At 50.5% G+C, this 17,246-nt stretch carries 16 protein-coding genes; 7 read left to right on the top strand and 9 right to left on the bottom strand.

The genetic code is table 11. The features are described 5' to 3' along the window. Nucleotides 1-18: 18 nt before the first annotated feature. Nucleotides 19-1,221, top strand: coding sequence for an AI-2E family transporter (locus CLV60_RS29830; protein ID WP_229211192.1), 1,203 nt, complete (start codon nucleotides 19-21; stop codon nucleotides 1,219-1,221). Between the two features lie 27 nt (nucleotides 1,222-1,248). Here CLV60_RS29830 and CLV60_RS29825 read toward each other — a convergent pair whose 3' ends face one another. The 4 genes from CLV60_RS29825 to pdxR form a co-directional block, all read right to left on the bottom strand. After that, entirely contained in the window at nucleotides 1,249-2,550 is a 1,302-nt protein-coding gene (locus tag CLV60_RS29825; RefSeq protein ID WP_106599069.1) for an ABC1 kinase family protein, read from the bottom strand. A gap of 2 nt (nucleotides 2,551-2,552) precedes the next feature. Then, on the bottom strand, nucleotides 2,553-3,227 hold the full coding sequence (locus CLV60_RS29820) for a TetR family transcriptional regulator C-terminal domain-containing protein (RefSeq protein ID WP_106599068.1): 675 nt from the start codon (nucleotides 3,225-3,227) through the stop codon (nucleotides 2,553-2,555). 62 nt (nucleotides 3,228-3,289) lie between these two features. Next, entirely contained in the window at nucleotides 3,290-4,642 is a 1,353-nt protein-coding gene (locus tag CLV60_RS29815; protein ID WP_106599067.1) for a D-arabinono-1,4-lactone oxidase, read from the bottom strand. Between the two features lie 83 nt (nucleotides 4,643-4,725). Continuing rightward, entirely contained in the window at nucleotides 4,726-6,213 is a 1,488-nt protein-coding gene (gene pdxR / locus CLV60_RS29810; RefSeq protein ID WP_106599066.1) for a MocR-like pyridoxine biosynthesis transcription factor PdxR, read from the bottom strand. A 146-nt stretch (nucleotides 6,214-6,359) separates the two neighbouring features. On the opposite strand from pdxR, the gene CLV60_RS29805 reads away from it, so the two are divergent. After that, entirely contained in the window at nucleotides 6,360-8,309 is a 1,950-nt protein-coding gene (locus tag CLV60_RS29805; RefSeq protein WP_106599114.1) for a TonB-dependent receptor plug domain-containing protein, read from the top strand. Nucleotides 8,310-8,358: 49 nt separating this feature from the next. Beyond that, nucleotides 8,359-9,132, top strand: coding sequence for an alpha/beta hydrolase (locus CLV60_RS29800; protein ID WP_106599065.1), 774 nt, complete (start codon nucleotides 8,359-8,361; stop codon nucleotides 9,130-9,132). Here the strand turns inward: CLV60_RS29800 and CLV60_RS29795 are convergent. The 5 genes from CLV60_RS29795 to CLV60_RS29775 form a co-directional block, all read right to left on the bottom strand. Then, on the bottom strand, nucleotides 9,107-10,096 hold the full coding sequence (locus tag CLV60_RS29795; protein WP_106599064.1) for an NAD(P)H-quinone oxidoreductase: 990 nt from the start codon (nucleotides 10,094-10,096) through the stop codon (nucleotides 9,107-9,109). The genes CLV60_RS29800 and CLV60_RS29795 overlap by 26 nt on opposite strands. After that, nucleotides 10,093-10,464 (bottom strand): YccF domain-containing protein, encoded by a 372-nt coding sequence (locus CLV60_RS29790; RefSeq protein WP_106599063.1) that lies wholly within the window; start codon nucleotides 10,462-10,464, stop codon nucleotides 10,093-10,095. Before CLV60_RS29790 ends, CLV60_RS29795 begins: the two co-directional genes overlap by 4 nt. 50 nt (nucleotides 10,465-10,514) lie before the next feature. Then, nucleotides 10,515-11,174: a pseudouridine synthase gene (locus CLV60_RS29785; protein ID WP_211302293.1), complete on the bottom strand. Its 660-nt coding sequence runs from the start codon at nucleotides 11,172-11,174 to the stop codon at nucleotides 10,515-10,517. An 8-nt stretch (nucleotides 11,175-11,182) separates the two neighbouring features. After that, nucleotides 11,183-11,545 (bottom strand): endonuclease domain-containing protein, encoded by a 363-nt coding sequence (locus CLV60_RS29780; protein WP_106599061.1) that lies wholly within the window; start codon nucleotides 11,543-11,545, stop codon nucleotides 11,183-11,185. Nucleotides 11,546-11,653: 108 nt separating this feature from the next. Continuing rightward, on the bottom strand, nucleotides 11,654-12,709 hold the full coding sequence (locus CLV60_RS29775) for a DUF3500 domain-containing protein (protein WP_106599060.1): 1,056 nt from the start codon (nucleotides 12,707-12,709) through the stop codon (nucleotides 11,654-11,656). 145 nt (nucleotides 12,710-12,854) lie between these two features. Between CLV60_RS29775 and CLV60_RS29770 the strand changes: the two genes are divergently transcribed. The 4 genes from CLV60_RS29770 (at nucleotide 12,855) to CLV60_RS29755 (ending at nucleotide 17,241) form a co-directional block, all read left to right on the top strand. After that, nucleotides 12,855-14,201: a deoxyguanosinetriphosphate triphosphohydrolase gene (locus tag CLV60_RS29770; RefSeq protein WP_106599059.1), complete on the top strand. Its 1,347-nt coding sequence runs from the start codon at nucleotides 12,855-12,857 to the stop codon at nucleotides 14,199-14,201. A gap of 109 nt (nucleotides 14,202-14,310) precedes the next feature. Beyond that, the gene (locus CLV60_RS29765; RefSeq protein ID WP_106599058.1) at nucleotides 14,311-15,432 is read left to right on the top strand and encodes an FIST signal transduction protein; all 1,122 of its coding nucleotides are present in this window, start codon (nucleotides 14,311-14,313) and stop codon (nucleotides 15,430-15,432) included. Between the two features lie 3 nt (nucleotides 15,433-15,435). Continuing rightward, nucleotides 15,436-16,767 (top strand): sensor histidine kinase, encoded by a 1,332-nt coding sequence (locus tag CLV60_RS29760; protein WP_106599057.1) that lies wholly within the window; start codon nucleotides 15,436-15,438, stop codon nucleotides 16,765-16,767. A 66-nt stretch (nucleotides 16,768-16,833) separates the two neighbouring features. Continuing rightward, nucleotides 16,834-17,241, top strand: coding sequence for a response regulator (locus CLV60_RS29755; RefSeq protein WP_310589407.1), 408 nt, complete (start codon nucleotides 16,834-16,836; stop codon nucleotides 17,239-17,241). Nucleotides 17,242-17,246 lie beyond the last annotated feature (5 nt).

Raw genomic sequence — 17,246 nt, 5'->3', positions numbered from 1 at the left:
AATAGCATTAAACGCAACGTGAACACCACCGCCCCACAACCCTTCTACCAAAAACTCTCCCTGACTCTCCTCGCGATTGGTATCATTATGCTCGCGATTTTTCTTGGGCAGGATATTATTGTACCGCTGGCCCTAGCCGGATTGCTGGCCGTATTGCTCCGACCGCTCGAAAGGGTGTTTATCCGAATCGGGATTCCGAAACTGCTTTCGATCACACTGGCACTGTTGATCGCAATCCTCGTCGTTTCGGCAGTAACAGTGCTTATTTCCATGCAGCTGGCCGACTTCTCCGACGAATGGCCAAAGCTTAAAAGGAACATCGACCTCTTTTACCGCGACGCACGACGGTGGATCCGGCGCGAGTACAGCCTGAGCTACCGCCAGCAAGCCGAGTATTTGAAAAATGCCCAAAGCAAAACGCTCGAGACATTCCAGGGACCAGAAACACTTGGCGTAGTAACCGGCCCACTGGGCACGTTGGTACTCATTCCCATTTACACCTTCCTGCTGCTTTACTACCGTGCTATGCTGATCCATTTCACCGTCGTGCTTTTCGCAGAAGAGCAAAAGCAGCGCGTACTGGAAATACTGGGACAGATCAAATCCATTATTCAGAGCTACATGGTGGGGCTCCTGCTGGAAACGACGGCAGTAGCAGTCCTCAATTCCGCGGGATTGCTGATCCTGAATGTACAATATGCGATTCTATTGGGTGTAATGGCCGCGATTCTCAACTTGGTCCCCTACATCGGCGGCCTCGTTGCGACGGCGCTGGCAGTCATGGTGACGTTCATCAGCCACCCTGAAATCGATGTGCTGTTGGGGGTTGTGGGGGTATTTATAGCCGTGCAGGTGATTGATAACAATTTCCTGGTACCATTCATTGTAGGCTCGAAGGTACGGATCAATGCGCTGGTATCGATCGTGGGCGTGCTCGTGGGCGGCGCGCTTGCGGGATTGTCGGGGATGTTCCTCTCAATCCCGGTGATTGCCATGATGAAAGTGATTTTCGACCGCGTACCGGGGCTCGAACCGTGGGGCATTCTACTCGGCGACCAAACGCCCGAGCAGGCCAACAACAACCTGTTCCGTTTCGTGAACCTGAAAAAAACGGCGACCGGCGACCCGGCGGCAGGCGATCCGGCGACCGGCGATCCGGCGGCAGGCGACCCGGCGACCGGCGATGATAATGGGAAGTCGGAAGAAGAAAACCAGTCGTGAAAGATCCACGACCGGTTATGATTGGTGTCAGCTTACAAATTGCTTGGTATCCACCACCGCTTTAAGGTCATGCAGCAGGCTGAACAGCCCGAAGAACGTGCGGTTGATGTAAATAAAATGTTTCGAGCCACGGTTCATATTCATTTTACGCAGCTCTTTATCATTGGCATATTTCTCGCCCAATGCAGCTAGTTTCAGGAAGAATTCTTCATCCGAAAAATCAAAAGTCTCGGCCTGGAACGGCTGTGTGAGCAATGCCAGTATTTCTCTGAAAAGATTAGAGAAATAGATCGTTTCCGCCTGAGTATCCCTCTCCGTGAGGATTTCCAGTTCAACCAGCTTGGCGTGGAAAATCGCGGGATTATTCAGGTTTTCAGGTTCGGCGAGCTCGAAATACGGGATGTAGAAATCCTCGGGAATCTCTTTGATACAACCAAAATCGATGGCGATCAAATTGTCGTTTTCATCAATCAGGAAATTCCCCGGATGCGGATCCGCGTGGACTTTGCGAAGCTGATGCACCTGGAACATATAAAAATCCCATAATGCCTGCCCTATCTTATTGGATGTGTCCTGGTCGGGATTCGTTTTGCAAAACTCCGACCAATGCTGACCGCTCATCCAATCCATCGTGATCACGCGCTCGCTCGAAAATTCGGGGTAATATTTCGGAAAACGGAGATTCGGGATATGCTCGCAAGCCTCGGCGATTTCGGTGCTATTGGCTATTTCGAGAATGTAGTTCGTCTCTTCGGTCAGCTTCGTTTCGACCTCCTTGAAATACTTATCCGAATCCTTGGCTTGGATATTGAACATCTTCATCGCTATCGGCTTCACCAGCGCGAGGTCGGAGGAAATGCTTTCCGCCACGCCGGGATACTGGATTTTCACTGCCAGCTCTTTACCCTCATGCACGGCCTTATGCACCTGACCAATGCTTGCCGCGTTGATCGCATTCGGATTGAATGTATCGAACAGTTCCAGCGGCGACTTCCCGAAATACTTCCTGAAAGTTTTCACCACCAATGGAGCCGAAAGCGGCGGTACCGAAAATTGTGAAAGCGAAAACTTCTCGACATAAGCCTGCGGTAGGAAGTTCTTCTCCATACTCAGCATCTGAGCGAGCTTCAACGCACTGCCTTTCAAACTTTTGAGGCTGTCGTAAATGTCTTCTGCATTGTTATTATTGAGATTATCCCGTGCCGTTTCAGGGCTGGTAATCTTCTCACCGTAATACTTCAGATAGTTCCCCCCAATCTTGACCCCTGTCGAAATAAGCCGGGTGGCACGCCGTATTTTGGAAGTAGGTATGCTATCAATTGTCTCCATTCCTACTTCAATTTTTCTTTAATCAAAAACTTCCCGAAATCGATCACGCTTTCCAGAGGCGTTGTATCGATCAGGTCAAACGTAGCGCGGATCGATTTTTCGATGAACAGGTCCGTTTTCTCAAAACCTACGGATTCATCGTCGATCCAGAATTTCAATGTGAGTAACAGCTGAATCCACGCACCTTCTTCCAGCGCGTCCTGCTGTGCCTTGCGAATGCGTTCACTTTTTGCTTTCAAGTAACCGTCGCTGATTTCATGGATATAATCCTTAAAACTATTGCGGAACTCTTTCAGCTTCAGGATGCCGTTCAGCCTATTCTTTTCTTCCTTTAATGCAAAAACCACGTAGCTGCGGTTGGCAGTCAGTATTTCAACCAGTGTAAAGTAGTAAGCCAATAACTTATCCCGAAAACCGACACCGTCGATCTCACCGCTCTGGTTAATCAGGTTTACGGCCAGGTTATGGAAACTCACAAAAACGCGTCTTTCCAGCGATTCGATGGAAGTGAAGAACTTGTAAAAATCCTTTTCCGCAAAACCGTGCTCCTTGGAAAACAGGTAAACCGATTCCGGCTTCTTGTGATTTTCCAGGCAGTAATGCATGTATAACTCGGTAATCTTGTCGGCGGTGAGGTCCACGCCAGCGGGTGGTAATGCCTTCGTTTTGGTAGCCATCAGAAGTATTTGTTTACTTATGGAAGATGAGTCACGTTTAAGTAAACGCTCTACGCAGCTATTTAATTCGCAAATACATTCAAATTCAGGAACGCATTGCGAAATTTCCCTTTCGGATCCATCTGCGCTGCCAGCTCCCTGAATTCCGGCAGTTTCTCGTACCGTTTTTCCAGCAAACCGGGCGAAACGGTAAACAATTTCCCCCAATGCGGCCGCGGATTGAACGGCGCCAGTTCCTTTTCAATAACAGGCAGTAATTTACTCACAGCCGGCCAATCCTGCTTCCAGGTAAAATGGATCGCCACAGAATCCTGTTTATAACACGGGCTCAGCCAGAGATTATCCGCCGCGATAGTCCTTACCTCAGATGTAAACAAATGCGGGCTGATTTGGCTGCCCATTTTTGAAATGGCCAAAATGGCATCCACCGCATTCTTCCGCGGAACGAAGTATTCCGTTTGCAATTCCTTCCCGCTGCTGGGCGTAAAACCCATTTTGAAGTGCGGCATACGCTCATACCACGGCCCCGGCACGCCCATCTGCTCGGTGCAGTTTTCAGCCGAAAGTTCGGGAATTGGATGGAGATTTTTGGTAGCCAGTTTTCCTCCGAAAAGCTCCTTGTCGGGGCGTGTTTTCAAAGGCTTGTCACTATTCGTCTTATACTTTATCCAAACCTCCGTTATGTCCTCCGTAGCCCAGTTTGTAAAAAGGCTTACGCTATCGCCTCTCGATTCTATCTCATCAAAATGCGCCTTCAACTGGCTTAAAGGCAAATTTTCATACACAACCTGAGCCATAAAAAACGTCGGCTGCACGTCCAGTGTCACCTTTGTCACCACACCCAACGCACCCAAATGTACCACCGCCGCATTGAATTTCTCCCCGTCTTTCTCCCTGTTCAACTTCACCAACTCTCCGTCCGCAGTCACGATTTCCATTCCCGAAACAGCCGTGGCGAGGTTCCCATTCTTCTCGCCCGACCCGTGCGTGGCCGTAGCACACGCGCCCGCAACGGAAATGTGCGGTAACGACGCCAGGTTATGTAACGCAAAGCCCTTTTGATGGAGATAAGGTGCCAGCTGGCCGTATTTCAACCCACCATTCACTGTGACGGTTTTATTTTTGGTATCCAAATCAATATGCTCTTCTGCGCCTACGACCGTTATGAACTGGTCTTTGGTATCCGCAATATCGTTGAAGCAATGCCGCGTACCGAGCACTTTCAGTTTGGGATATTTCTTAACAATTGCTTGTACCTGCTGTAAATTTTTAACCAAATCGAGCTTTTCGGTGCTGTATTCGAGGTTGCCTGCCCAGTTGCGGAGCTTGTCGCCATTGGCCCAGCCGCTCAGCGGGGAAAGTAAAGGAGCCGTCATTAATGCGGATGAAAGTTTAATGAAAGTACGTTTGTTCATGCGGAAGTCAGGTTGAAGTGCACGAAATAGGAATTTATTCCAAATTAATTGAATAAATCAGCATTCCAACCGCAGCCGCTGTATTAGCTGGTCTTTTCCAAGGCCACTTTCAAAATGGAAGTAGCCTCCCGCAACTCCTTCTCATCCAGGCTGCCGAAACCCAGCCGCATCGCGCTGAGGCGTCCGGTCTGAAACAGCAATGTTTGCGGTAAATGCAGGTTTTCGCGCAGGCACTCCTTGCTCACACGCATGAGGTTAATGTCGCGCCGCCATTCCGTCCAGATCGCCAGACCGCCCGGAGGGGCTTTGAATGTCAGATAGGGTTTAAAATCATATTCCAACAGTTCGGTAAACAAATCACGGCGCTGGTGGTAAACCTTTTGGGCCTTCTTGATATGCCGCTGGATTTCGCCTTCGTCAAGTAATTCCGCCAATGCCTGTTCCATCATCAGATCGCCCTGCCGGTCGATAATACGCCGCATTTTGCCCAGCTCCCGGATCAAATTTTGCGGCGCGACCACGTAGCCCGAGCGCAATCCCGGTGCCAACGCCTTGCAAAATGAACCTACATAAACAACCATTCCGGCTCCATCGGCACTCGCCAGCGGCAATACCGGACTGCTATTGTAATGGAAGTCGTAGTCGTGATCGTCTTCCAGGATAATAAATCCATATTCTACCGACAAATTCAGCAGCTCCACCCGTCGCTCAGCGCTTAGCGTCACCGTCGTAGGGTAGTGATGGTGCGGCGTAATGTACAGCATCCGGATCGGCGTGCGTTCGCAAAGCTGGCGCACGGCTTCCACCGAAATACCCTGGTCGTCCACTGGCACGGAAAGAATATTCGCACCTGCCTGTTGAAAGATCATATTAGCAACGTAATAACTCAAATCACCCACTACCACGTTATCGCCCTTTTTCAGCAGCAACGTTGATGCCAGGTAAATTCCCATCTGAATGCCCCGTGTGGTGATAATATTTTCCGCGCCGATATGCAGGCCACGGGTATTATTAAGATAGGTCGCCAGCCGCTCGCGAAACCAGATATTCCCTTCCACGTGTGAGTATGTAAGGTATTTCCGGTTGTTGTTTCTTCTCAAAACACTGGAATAAGCCTTCGCGAGCTTGTCCATGGGCGCGAGGCGGACATCGGGCAGGCCATCGGTGAATTCCAGATCCACGCGCGAGAGCGACAGCGGGCGGTCGAGCAGCATGCTTTCCTCGAACGCAAAGCCCGTTTGCTGCGGGTATTGCTTCAAATCGCTCACATTCGCCGACAATGCGCTGCCCCTTACCACCGGACTTTTCCGGGTCACAAAAGTTCCGCGGTTCGGCAGCATTTCGATCCAGCCTTGTGCGTCGAGTTCGTTGTAGGCGGCCACCACGGTTTTTCGGTGCACATCGAGCATCTCCGCAAGTGCGCGGGTACCAGGCAGTTGCACACCCGTCACGAGCACGCCACGTTGAATGGCGTTGATCATCTGGTGCGCAATTTGTAAATAAACAGGTGTCCCGGACGCACGGTCCAGCAGGATCACATTTTTGAATGGTATTTCAACCGGACTACTCATTAGATTTAAACCGGAGCATATAAACGGGCCGGCAAGATAGTAGTTTTGTTTGAGAAATGGCCGCCAACCATGGTCGGATTCAGACAATCGGCGGTCCTCGGTCGGCCGTCGGCGGTCAAAAAAACACCAATCGTTACCAATACCCCATGAAGCAACATTACGCAATTACCCTCTTACTATCCCTCATCGCAAACCTGGCCCTGGCACAGGAAATATCACTTGACCCCGTAACGGTCACTTCCTCCCTCGTTGAAAAGCGCGCTTCGCAAACAGGCCGTAATATTGCCGTCATCAAAGGTGAATATTTCCAGCAATTGCCGGTGCATAGCATCGACGACCTGCTCCGGTATGTACCGGGCGTCGAAATACAGGCTCGGGGGCCCCAGGGCTCGCAGAGCGATATTGTTTTGCGCGGCGGTACTTTCCAACAGGTGCTTGTCATTCTCGACGGTATTCGCCTCAATGATCCTAATACCGGACATTTCAACAGCTACATCCCTATTTCAGCCGCCGAGATCGATCGGATCGAGGTTTTGAAAGGCGCTTCCTCGGCATTATACGGTTCCGACGCCGTGGGCGGGGTAATTCACGTGATTTCCAAAACATTTGCGGCGCGTTTGAATGGCGCAACGGATGGTAATGCTCTACAAAAAACACAAGTAAACGGCGGTGTTAGTGCCGGTGAATATGGGTTGTTCAATGCCAATGTGGGTGCATTTGTGCAGCGCAACAAGCTCGCGGTTTCGGGAGGATTTCTTTCCAACAATGCCTCCGGCGTACAGCAGCGCGGTATTAAAGGTTATTTCCACAACAATACGGCCTCACTGTCTCTAAGCTATGCCATTTCACCCAACTGGAACGTAGCGGTCCGCAGCTCTTACGACCACCGCGATTTTGCGGCCCAGAACTTCTACACCGTTTTGAAATCCGACACGGCCAGCGAGAAAGTGAAAATGTCGTGGAACCAGGTAAGACTGGGTTATCAGAAAAACAGAACAGCGTTTTCGATCGACGGTGGCTTTAAATCGGTACAGGACACTTACCTTTTTAACCCGCATTCCATTGCCAACAGCAGCAAATCAAAATTATGGCAGGGCCTCGCTACGTTGCAGCAGGGTATTACTTCAAGTACCAACCTGATCGCCGGCGTCAATTTTCAGCAGCGTAACATCAGATCCAACGACCGTGGCAACCATACGCTGAACCAGCTTGCGCCGTTTGTGTCGGTGGTACAGAATATCGGTGAGAATTTTACCGTGACGCCTTCCGTGCGTATGGACTGGCGCGAAAGCATTGGTACCGAGGTTTCGCCCCAAGTTAATTTGTCTTATAAAAAAGCGGCCTGGCAACTGCGTGCAAGTGCCGGTAGAACCATCCGCGACGCCGACTTCACCGAACGCTTCAACAACTACGCGAAGAAACTTGTTACAGGCGGCAGCGTCGGCAACCCCGACCTGAAAGCCGAGCGCTCGTTCAGCTACGAAGCCGGTGCCGACTGGTTCCTTACCAGCAGCCCTGCCGCACAACTCAAAGTTTCGGGTACATTTTTCCAACGTCGCCAGAAAGACCTGATCGATTACGTGACCACCCCCTATGCGCAAATGCCCCGCAAGGATAACCTCTTGCCTACCGGCACATTCGGCCTCGCATTGAACATCGCCGAGGTGAACACCACCGGTTTCGAGCTCGATATCCAATCGGCGAATACTATTTCCGACAACCAGAAATTGCTCGTCAATGCAGGTCTTACCTGGCTCGACAGCGACAACAAAAGCCAGATTCAGTCATTTTACCTTTCTTCACACGCCGAATTCCTCGCTAATTTCTCGGCCATTTATCAGATCGGCGGGTTTTCAGTCAGTGTTAATGGCTTGTACAAAAAGCGGGCAGAGCGTGAAGCGTCGGCCATCGAAGCTTCTGTTTCAAAAAACTACTTTATACTCAACGCCAAAGCCGAATATGCTTTCCTGAAACGCCAACTGGGCATTTTCGTCCAGGCCGACAATGCCTTCGACAAGCAATACAGCGACATCCTGGGCTCGGTAATGCCCGGCCGCTGGCTAATGGGCGGCGTGCGTTTCAATTTTGCAAAATAGCGGCACTATTTTTGCAGGAGTTCGTATATTCAAGTGAAAGCACTCCATCATGTTTTCGGATATACGTAACTCCTGTTTTCTATTGGCTTTACTTTCGTTTTCGGGCCCCACGGCTAAAAGCGCCACCGATAGCGCTGCAACAGACGTTTCTGCGAAGAAAATGAATGTGTATTTTATCAGTGGCCTCGGCGCCGACGAGCGGGTTTTTACCAAGTTGAAACTCGATCCGAGGTTGAATGTGAAGTATATCAAATGGGTCAGACCGCAGAAAAAAGAGTCATTACAGCATTATGCCGCCCGTCTAAGCAAGCAGATCGACACCTCTCAACCTTTTCAATTGGTAGGCCTGTCTTTCGGCGGGGTTATTGCTTCGGAAATTGCGGATATCGCCTGTCCGCAGCAAGTAACGCTCATTTCGAGTATGTCAACCGGCGTTCCGCTCTCGAAGTTTTACCAGGTAATGATCAAGTTTTTGCTGGCGTCGCCATTGTCGGCACCGTTACTGAAATCGGCCAACCGAATCACTTACAGCTATTTCGGTGCGGACACGCCTGAGTTGAAAAAGCTGCTCAAACAGATCCTGCACAATACCGACAGTAAGTTTCTGAAATGGGCACTGACGCGTATGAGCGGCTGGAAGCGCAAGGAGCGCGTGGAGAATCTCTTCCACATCCACGGAACAGCCGACAAGCTTATCCCGATCATTATCGTGAAACCGGATATCATTATTGAAGGCGGGGGGCATCTGATGGTTTACGCCCAGGCCGACCAGATTTCAAATATCCTCAACGACCGGCTCACGACCATTCATTCAGCAGAATAATCTTGCCGATGTGATCACTGGTTTCCATTAATGCGTGTGCTTTTGCGGCTTCGGTCATCGGAAATGTCTGTGCAATCACCGGTTTGAAGAGTCCTTGTTCCAAAACCGGCCACACATTTTTTTGAATATCGGAGGTTAATGCGGCTTTGAAGGCACAATCGCGGTTACGCAGCGTGCTGCCGGTGACGGTCAGGCGCTTCCGCATAATCAGGCCGAAATCCACCTCATCGGCACCTTTCACTTTGCTGCCTTTCATTGTGTTGATAAAAACCAGACGGCCTTCTTCCTGTAATAATCGCAGGTTTTTCGGAATATAATCACCGCCGACCATGTCGAGGATCACGTCCAGTCCCAGCTTTTTCAATACTTCTTCAAAATCGGAGGTTTTATAATTAATACTAATATCGGCCCCCAGTGCATTGCAGGCTGCGCATTTTTCGTCCGAGCCTGCCGTTACAAACACTTTTGCGCCGAATGCCTTGCCCAACTGAATAGCGGTAATACCTATACCACTACTGCCGCCGTGCACCAGAAAGCGCTCTCCCGCCTGTAATCGTCCTCTTTGAAATACATTATGCCAAACGGTGAACACTGTTTCGGGTAAGGAGGCCGCCTGTGCGTAGTCCATACTCGCAGGTATAGGCAGGCAATGCGCCGCCTGTGCGGGTGCATACTCCGCGTAGCCTCCGCCCGCGAGCAGCGCACACACACGATCCCCGACCTTCCACCCGGTCACATCTGCACCTGTTTCTTCGATCACACCGGCTACCTCCAGTCCCGGAATGTCCTGCGGGGCGCCGGGCGGAGGCGGATAGTTACCCTTTCTCTGGAAAACGTCGGGGCGGTTTACACCCGCTGCATATACCTTAATCAGGACTTCGGAAGCGGTTGGCCGGGGCCGTTCGCGTTCCCGGATTTGCAGGACTTCCGGCGCGTCGGGCTCGGTGATGACAATCGCTTTCATGAATAAATTTCTTTTCCAAACGGAGCAAAAGAGAGGCTCATGAGCTTGAAATGCTGTTTTGCAAACGGCAGACCTATTATGGTAATCGCAAGTAAAATCCCGAAAACCAAATGCGTAAGTGCAATCCAGATTCCGCCAAGGAAAATCCAGACGATGTTGAAGATAGTCGATAAACACCCCGAGTCACCCGGTACCTCCCGCACATGCTGGCCGAAGGGGAAGAGCGTCATAATACCTATTTTGAAACACTGGATCCCGAACGGAATGCCGACGATAGTCAGGCAAAGCGCGAGCCCGGCGGCCATATATTCGAGAAAAACGACAAATCCGCCGAAAATAAGCCAGATAATGTTTCCAATGAGATTCATGACGCGATCAGTTTAATGTGAATGTGGATTAAAACTAATGCTACCCACAACTAACAAGCCGGATTTTCGATGGACGGCTCCAACAGAAAATCGTCGGACGAAATCGCTGACTTCCAGTTTTCTATTTTCAACAATCTGAAAAACGTCTCCTCTTCGATCTCCTTCACTCCGCCCGGCGGCAGATCGCCCAATTCCAAGTCCTCGATACTCGCACGGATAAGGCGCCTGCAACGGTGGTTAGCCTCCCGCACCATCTTACGCACCTGGTGATATTTACCTTCTGTGAGCGTAATACTCAGCCAGGTGTTAGGTACATCGGGCTGGGTTTCGTTTTTATGTTTGCTTAAAATCGCGGGCCGGTCGATGATTTCGACCTCGCAGGGCGCTGTAATGTAATAGCCGCCACCTTTGATGCGGATGGGAATGCCCGTGCGTAAAAGCTCCACCGTTTCCGGCGGCACAACGTGACCGACATTCACCCAATATTTGCGCTTATGCGGCACTTCACCCAGAAAAAGCAGATTGGTTACTTTTTTATTGGTCGTAAGGATCAGCAGGCCTTCCGAAAGGCTGTCCAGCCGTCCCACAGCATGCGTCCCTTCCGGAAATTCAAAATCAAGCGCTCCCAGCAACCGCACATCATGCGAGCTGACGAACTGCGAGACCATGTTTTGTGGCTTGTTAATGATAAAGTAGCGGTGCGGTGTCATGCTCAAATTTACGATCGGGAAGGAATATGTTGCCGGATCGTTTCAAGAACTTTGTCTAGGTCGTCAAAAACCTCGTCGTTCCTGAATCGGATTACTTTGATATCCAATTGATTAATCAGCATCGTTCGTAATTCATCATAGTCTGCCTGTTCCGCGAGATCGTGTATCGAGCCATCTAGTTCGACTACAAGCCGTAATTCATGACAATAGAAATCTACGATGAAGCGGTACAATGGATGCTGTCTTCTAAACTTGACCCCAAGTTGTTTGTTGGCTAGTTTTTCCCAGAGAATTTTCTCTGCCTCGGTTTCTCGCTTTCTCAGATCCTGTGCTCTTTGAAACAAGATGGGTTTGGCTCCTTCGTGCATCATGGTGATAGTGTGTTTTGATCGTTAGTCTTTCAGCCCCAGCCCTGAAGGGTGGTGGCCGTGTCGAGAGGAACCTGCTTACTTAGCAAAGTCCCCCTACAAAAGGGGGATTCAGGGGGCCTTCTTATGCCCCGCCTCATAATGCGCCTGCAACAAATCTTCCCCAAAATCACTCGTCAGATCCCGTACCACCGAGTGAATATGGTTCCCGCCATTCTGCGTATTATCAAATTCGATAAGGAACGTGGGGCCATGGATGCGGTAGTAATGCCCGTGACCGGTACCGATTTCGGGTTGCTGGTCGCCAAGCCAGGCGAAATGAATTTTGTCGAGGCCGTTCTTTTCGAGTTCGGCCCATTGCTGGTTTTTAAGGATCACGTGGTAGCGTTGCAGATAGGCCATAATCAGTTTTTTGAATGCCGCTTTTTGGTTCGCATTCAGCTCTCCCATGGCAATGCCTTCCATTTTGGCGAGGGAGGCTTTTCTGGCATTAGACGTGAATATTTCGTTGGGCGCTTTCGCACCGAGGTTTGCTTTGTCGAGCTGGGAGGCATCTAGGGTATGCAGGAGGTCGAATGCCAGATCTTGCTCGGCTTTGAGTATTCGCTTGCCTTTTTGCGGTACGTCCGCCATTACCTGCCCGGGATTGCTTCCGAAAAAACTGGGCGTGTAAGTTACCTGATTGTCAATCGACGAGAAATGGAGCGACAAATGGTGCCCCTCCATCCGCCATCCCCAGGGATCATTGCCAGGCGTACCGAACACCAGGAATGCATAATTTTCCGGATCGCGGTAGGTGTCGTTGGCAGGGCGCGTTTCTACAACCCGCAATACATTTTCCAGGTCGATGATCTGCTCGGCCTTACTGTACCCCTCCTGGCTGAGTACCACGCGCACCATCGCCATCGCGACTTTGCGCTGGGCAGGGGTCAGGGTTTTGAAGGTAATGCCTTTACGGGCACGAGGTGTAAAATTCCAGTCGAAACGGGCCAGGTCGGCATAGGGAAGTTCGGTTTCCTGGCGCTGCTCGGGAGTGAGCACTTTGAGGAATGTGGTTACGGCGTCGCGCATTTCGTGGGCCAGCTCTTCATTCTTCTGGGCCGACGCCTCTGTACCGCTCAAAAGGTTCGCGATCCCCAAAAGCAAACATCCTACTAGCTTTTTCATATTGTTCCGGTTTGAAATAAATCCCTATTAATGACTCCATTAAAAGCCCGCGCAGCGCCGGTTTCTACCTGAAATCTGCATTACGGGTCTTTCCCTGCACATTTTCGCCGAAAGCCATTAGTTTTGCCGTTTATTTGAGATCAATATGATGAAGTGGGAACAATTGCTGTCGGCCAAACGCTGGGGCAGCGAAGACAAATACAATTCCGATCCGACCGAGGCCCGCTCGGAGTTCCAGCGCGATTACGACCGGCTGATCTTTTCCTCGCCCTTCCGCCGTTTGCAGAACAAAACGCAGGTTTTCCCCCTTCCCGGAAGCATTTTCGTCCATAACCGACTTACCCACAGCCTCGAAGTAGCCAGTGTAGGCAAATCGCTCGGACGGATATTTTATAACCATCTGAAAACTGAAAATCATCAGGTCGACGACGCGTTGCCGCTGATCAGCGAGATCGGTAATATCGTTTCGGCCGCGTGCCTCGCGCATGACCTGGGCAACCCCGCATTCGGGCACTCGGGCGAGGCTGCCATTTCGCATTACTTTACGGACGGCGATGGTTTGAAATACCAAAACGACGTCAGCGAAGCGCAATGGGCCGATCTGACGCATTTTGAAGGTAACGCCAATGCAATCCGCATTCTCACGCACCCGTATGCGGGTAAGGGTTACGGCAGCTTTGCATTGACCTACTCTACATTGGCAGCCATTGCCAAATATCCCTGTGAAGCACTTGCCGGGCACAGGAAAGCGAATATTTATACCAAAAAATACGGTTTCTTCCAGTCGGAACAGGCCGGTTTTCAGAAAATAGCTTCTGAACTGGGCTTATCGCAGGTTTCCGAAGCGCCGTTGGTATACAAAAGGCATCCGCTGGTGTACCTGGTTGAGGCCGCGGACGATATTTGTTACAATATCATCGATCTGGAAGACGCGCACCGACTCAAAATCCTATCCTATCAGGAAGTGGAGGCTTTGCTGCTTGCATTGTGCAACGATGCCCGAATGCCTGCCCGCCTGGCGGATATCGACGATGACGATGCTAAAATAGGCCTGCTGCGGGCCAAATCGATCAGCACGTTAATCGGCGCTTGCTCGGAACTGTTTATCAATGAGCAGGAAACAATCCTGAATGGTGATTTCAATGCAAGCCTGATCGACCGGATTCCCGAACCGCACCGCTCAGCGATGAAGGAGATCGAGCGGATTTCGATCCAGAAGATCTACAATTACTCGTCGGTGGTGCAAATCGAAGTAGCGGGTTATAAAGTAATGGGCGGGCTGCTGGAAGAATTTGTACCGGCTTATCTCAACAATAACTCCCATTATACCCGAAAGCTGGTCGACCTGATTCCCAAGCAATTCATCACCACAAAAACGGACTCCTATTCCCGCATACAGACTGTCCTCGATTTTGTGTCGGGCATGACAGACCTCTATGCGGTAGAACTATTCCGTAAAATCAAGGGGATTTCGTTTCCATCTATTTCGTAGCAAAAACCGATATATCACGGCGGTGCAGCGTGAAGCGTAAAAATAATTCGTTCTCAAAAGTTTTATGTAAATTGTAGATCGATTTATAAAGCCGCAACCACCTGTATCTATGCAGATTGAACAGTTTATCTATTCGGATAGTCCCTCTGAAATCCCGTTTTCGTTTTCCCCGCAGTTGCTGTTCATTTTCGGCGACCGGGAACTGCTTGAAACAACGGGAATTTCGCACCAGCTCGCGTTGCAATATCCCGATGCTGTTTTTTCCGGATGTTCTACCGCCGGGGAAATCGCCAATGAGTCGGTAAGGGAGCATACCATCATTGTTACGGGTATCGCATTCGATGATGTTTCGGTCAAAAGCTCTAAAATCAGTCTTGAAGATATTGATTTCGACAGCTCGGAAGCGGGCAAACAGCTCGTTTCCCAACTTCCGGCCAAAGGCCTGAAACACGTGTTCGTCGTTTCCGACGGCCTCAAAGTAAATGGCACCGACCTCGTAAAAGGCATGACGGAAGGGTTGACCGACGGCGCCACGATTACCGGCGGCCTGGCCGGCGACGGCTCACATTTCGCCCGTACGATAATTATTGAGCCCGATGGAAAAGTCGCAACAGAAAGTGTGGCAGCTATTGGCTTTTATGGTGAAAAGCTTTCGATCGGATACGGCTCACGCGGCGGCTGGGACAGCTTTGGGCTCGACAGACGCGTAACGCGTTCCAAAGACAATATCCTTTATGAAATCGACGGCGAGCCGGCGCTCGACCTCTATAAATCGTTCCTGGGCGATAAAGCGAAGGAATTGCCCGCGTCGGGCCTGCTTTTTCCGCTGAGTATGCGCGATAATGAGGACCGTGCACCGGTGGTACGGACGATATTGGGGATCAACGAAGATGAAAAGAGCCTGACATTCGCGGGAGACATTCCGGAGGGCTCGTTTGTGAGATTGATGAAAGCGAATAACGACCGGCTGATCAACGGGGCTGAAGAAGCGGCCCAGGAAGCCGCAAGGGCCTTGGATAGCCATGCCGAATTTGCTATTCTGGTGAGCTGCGTCGGACGTAAGCTGGTTTTAAAACAAATGGTGGAAGAAGAAGTGGAATCCGTCTCCGAAGTATTGGAAGGTCCGGTTATGACGGGTTTTTACTCCTACGGCGAGCTGGCGCCATTCAACCGTGATTCGTTGTGCGAGCTGCATAACCAAACCATGACCATTACCACTTTCCGCGAATAACCGATGCAAACGCTCGAACTAACCGAAACCAATTACCACCGCCTCTTAAAACGACAAATCAGGAAATCACTACCTCCCGATCTTGCCGAGCACCCCGACATGCAGGACTTCCTGATGGCTGTTAATCAGGCATATACAGAATACCAGGACGATCTGACGCGGATGGAGCTGATACTGGAACAAAGTTCCGGTGAGCTTTTTAAAGCCAACCGCGAACTGAGCCGCATTGCGCAGGAAAAGACGGAAGAAGCCGCTCTTACCAGCAAACGATTAGAAGAAGTAGTGGGCAGCATTTCGGAGGTGCTGGTACAACTGGACCGCGAGGGCAACTTTACCTATCTCAACCAGGCATGGGAAAGCATTACGGGCTACCCTGTGGCTGCCAGCCTGGGCCAGCGTTTTGCAGGCTTTCTACCCCCGCTCGAATCCAGGGAAAAACTGGTTGAAATACTTAATAATGAAACCCAGGCAAAGGAGGAAACACTTCGCATTTTCACCGCCGACGGGCAGGAAAAATGGCTGGGCGCTTCACTAAGCCCCTATTATGCCAATGGCACACATATCGGCTTCACTGGCACGCTCTCGGATGTAACAGCACGCGTAACGGCCGAAACCAAGCTAAAATCCTACACCCGCGACCTGGAACGCATCAATGCTGAACTCGACCAGTTTGCCTACGTCGTGAGCCACGACCTGAAAGCACCGCTGCGGGCGATCAATAACCTTTCGGAGTGGATTGAAGAGGATATTGCCGATATGCTCGAAGGCGAAACCAAGGATCAGTTCAGGCTCCTGCGCGGGCGAGTACACCGGATGGAGAACCTGATCAACGGTATTTTGTCCTATTCACGGGCAGGGCGGATCAAAACCGTAAAGGAGAAATTTCAGATCAGAAGCCTGGTAGATGAACTTTGTGAATCGTTCAGTACAAAAAAACCGCTTTCGTTCCGGATCGAGGGAGAGCCAAATACAGAAATCGAGGCCGAGAAAATAGCATTGACGCAAATCCTGCAAAACCTGATTTCAAACGGGATTAAGTACAATGACAAGGCGGAGATCACAATCACTATCGGCTGGAAAGATCTCGGCAATCAATTCGAATTTTACGTGGGCGATAATGGCCCCGGCATCAGCCCTGAATTCCACGAGCGCATATTCGTGATTTTCCAGACGCTCCAAGCCCGCGACGAGGTGGAAAGCACCGGCGTGGGCCTCGCCATTGTAAAGAAAATTCTAGACGAAAAGCACAGCAAAATAAGAATTGAAACGGTCATGGGCGAAGGAACCACATTTCTTTTTACCTGGCCCAAAAACGAAGCAAAAGACATCCAGTAGTGTCGGATAACCCATTTTAACTATAAATTCAATTTTAACGAAATGTCCTTTACCAATCCTGTCCCGATGACCATACTCCTCGTAGAAGATGACGAAGTTGATGTGATGAATGTCAAGCGGGCATTCAAGAAGAACAATATTTCCAACCAACTCGTCGTCGCATCCAACGGCATTGAAGCATTGGCGTTGCTCCGTTCCGAAACGCTGGATTATCCCAGACCGAAAATTGTATTGCTGGACCTCAACATGCCCAAAATGGGCGGTATCGAATTTCTGAAAGAAATCAGGCAGGACCCGTCGCTCGCCTCGTTGTCGGTGTTCGTGATGACTACTTCCAATGAAGACAGCGACAAGATCGAAGCGTTTAACCTGAACGTGGCCGGGTACATTCTCAAACCGTTGTCGATGGACCGGTTCATTGCAGCGGTTTCCACGCTGAACAGCTACTGGACACTCTGCGAATATCCTCAGTAGGATTC

This window comes from Dyadobacter jiangsuensis (genome assembly GCF_003014695.1).
In the GTDB taxonomy this organism is placed as follows: domain Bacteria; phylum Bacteroidota; class Bacteroidia; order Cytophagales; family Spirosomataceae; genus Dyadobacter; species Dyadobacter jiangsuensis.
The sequence above is the reverse complement of the archived record's forward strand: the minus strand, read 5'-3'. Positions and strand labels throughout refer to the sequence as shown.

Excerpts from the sequence above, each read along its gene's own strand:
- CLV60_RS29825 (WP_106599069.1), bottom strand. The coding sequence starts at position 2,550 with ATGGAGACAATTGATAGCATACCTACTTCCAAAATACGGCGTGCCACC.
- CLV60_RS29820 (WP_106599068.1), bottom strand. The coding sequence starts at position 3,227 with ATGGCTACCAAAACGAAGGCATTACCACCCGCTGGCGTGGACCTCACC.
- CLV60_RS29815 (WP_106599067.1), bottom strand. The coding sequence starts at position 4,642 with ATGAACAAACGTACTTTCATTAAACTTTCATCCGCATTAATGACGGCT.
- pdxR (WP_106599066.1), bottom strand. The coding sequence starts at position 6,213 with ATGAGTAGTCCGGTTGAAATACCATTCAAAAATGTGATCCTGCTGGAC.
- CLV60_RS29805 (WP_106599114.1), top strand. The coding sequence starts at position 6,360 with ATGAAGCAACATTACGCAATTACCCTCTTACTATCCCTCATCGCAAAC.
- CLV60_RS29800 (WP_106599065.1), top strand. The coding sequence starts at position 8,359 with ATGTTTTCGGATATACGTAACTCCTGTTTTCTATTGGCTTTACTTTCG.
- CLV60_RS29795 (WP_106599064.1), bottom strand. The coding sequence starts at position 10,096 with ATGAAAGCGATTGTCATCACCGAGCCCGACGCGCCGGAAGTCCTGCAA.
- CLV60_RS29790 (WP_106599063.1), bottom strand. The coding sequence starts at position 10,464 with ATGAATCTCATTGGAAACATTATCTGGCTTATTTTCGGCGGATTTGTC.
- CLV60_RS29785 (WP_211302293.1), bottom strand. The coding sequence starts at position 11,174 with ATGACACCGCACCGCTACTTTATCATTAACAAGCCACAAAACATGGTC.
- CLV60_RS29780 (WP_106599061.1), bottom strand. The coding sequence starts at position 11,545 with ATGATGCACGAAGGAGCCAAACCCATCTTGTTTCAAAGAGCACAGGAT.
- CLV60_RS29775 (WP_106599060.1), bottom strand. The coding sequence starts at position 12,709 with ATGAAAAAGCTAGTAGGATGTTTGCTTTTGGGGATCGCGAACCTTTTG.
- CLV60_RS29770 (WP_106599059.1), top strand. The coding sequence starts at position 12,855 with ATGATGAAGTGGGAACAATTGCTGTCGGCCAAACGCTGGGGCAGCGAA.
- CLV60_RS29765 (WP_106599058.1), top strand. The coding sequence starts at position 14,311 with ATGCAGATTGAACAGTTTATCTATTCGGATAGTCCCTCTGAAATCCCG.
- CLV60_RS29760 (WP_106599057.1), top strand. The coding sequence starts at position 15,436 with ATGCAAACGCTCGAACTAACCGAAACCAATTACCACCGCCTCTTAAAA.
- CLV60_RS29755 (WP_310589407.1), top strand. The coding sequence starts at position 16,834 with ATGACCATACTCCTCGTAGAAGATGACGAAGTTGATGTGATGAATGTC.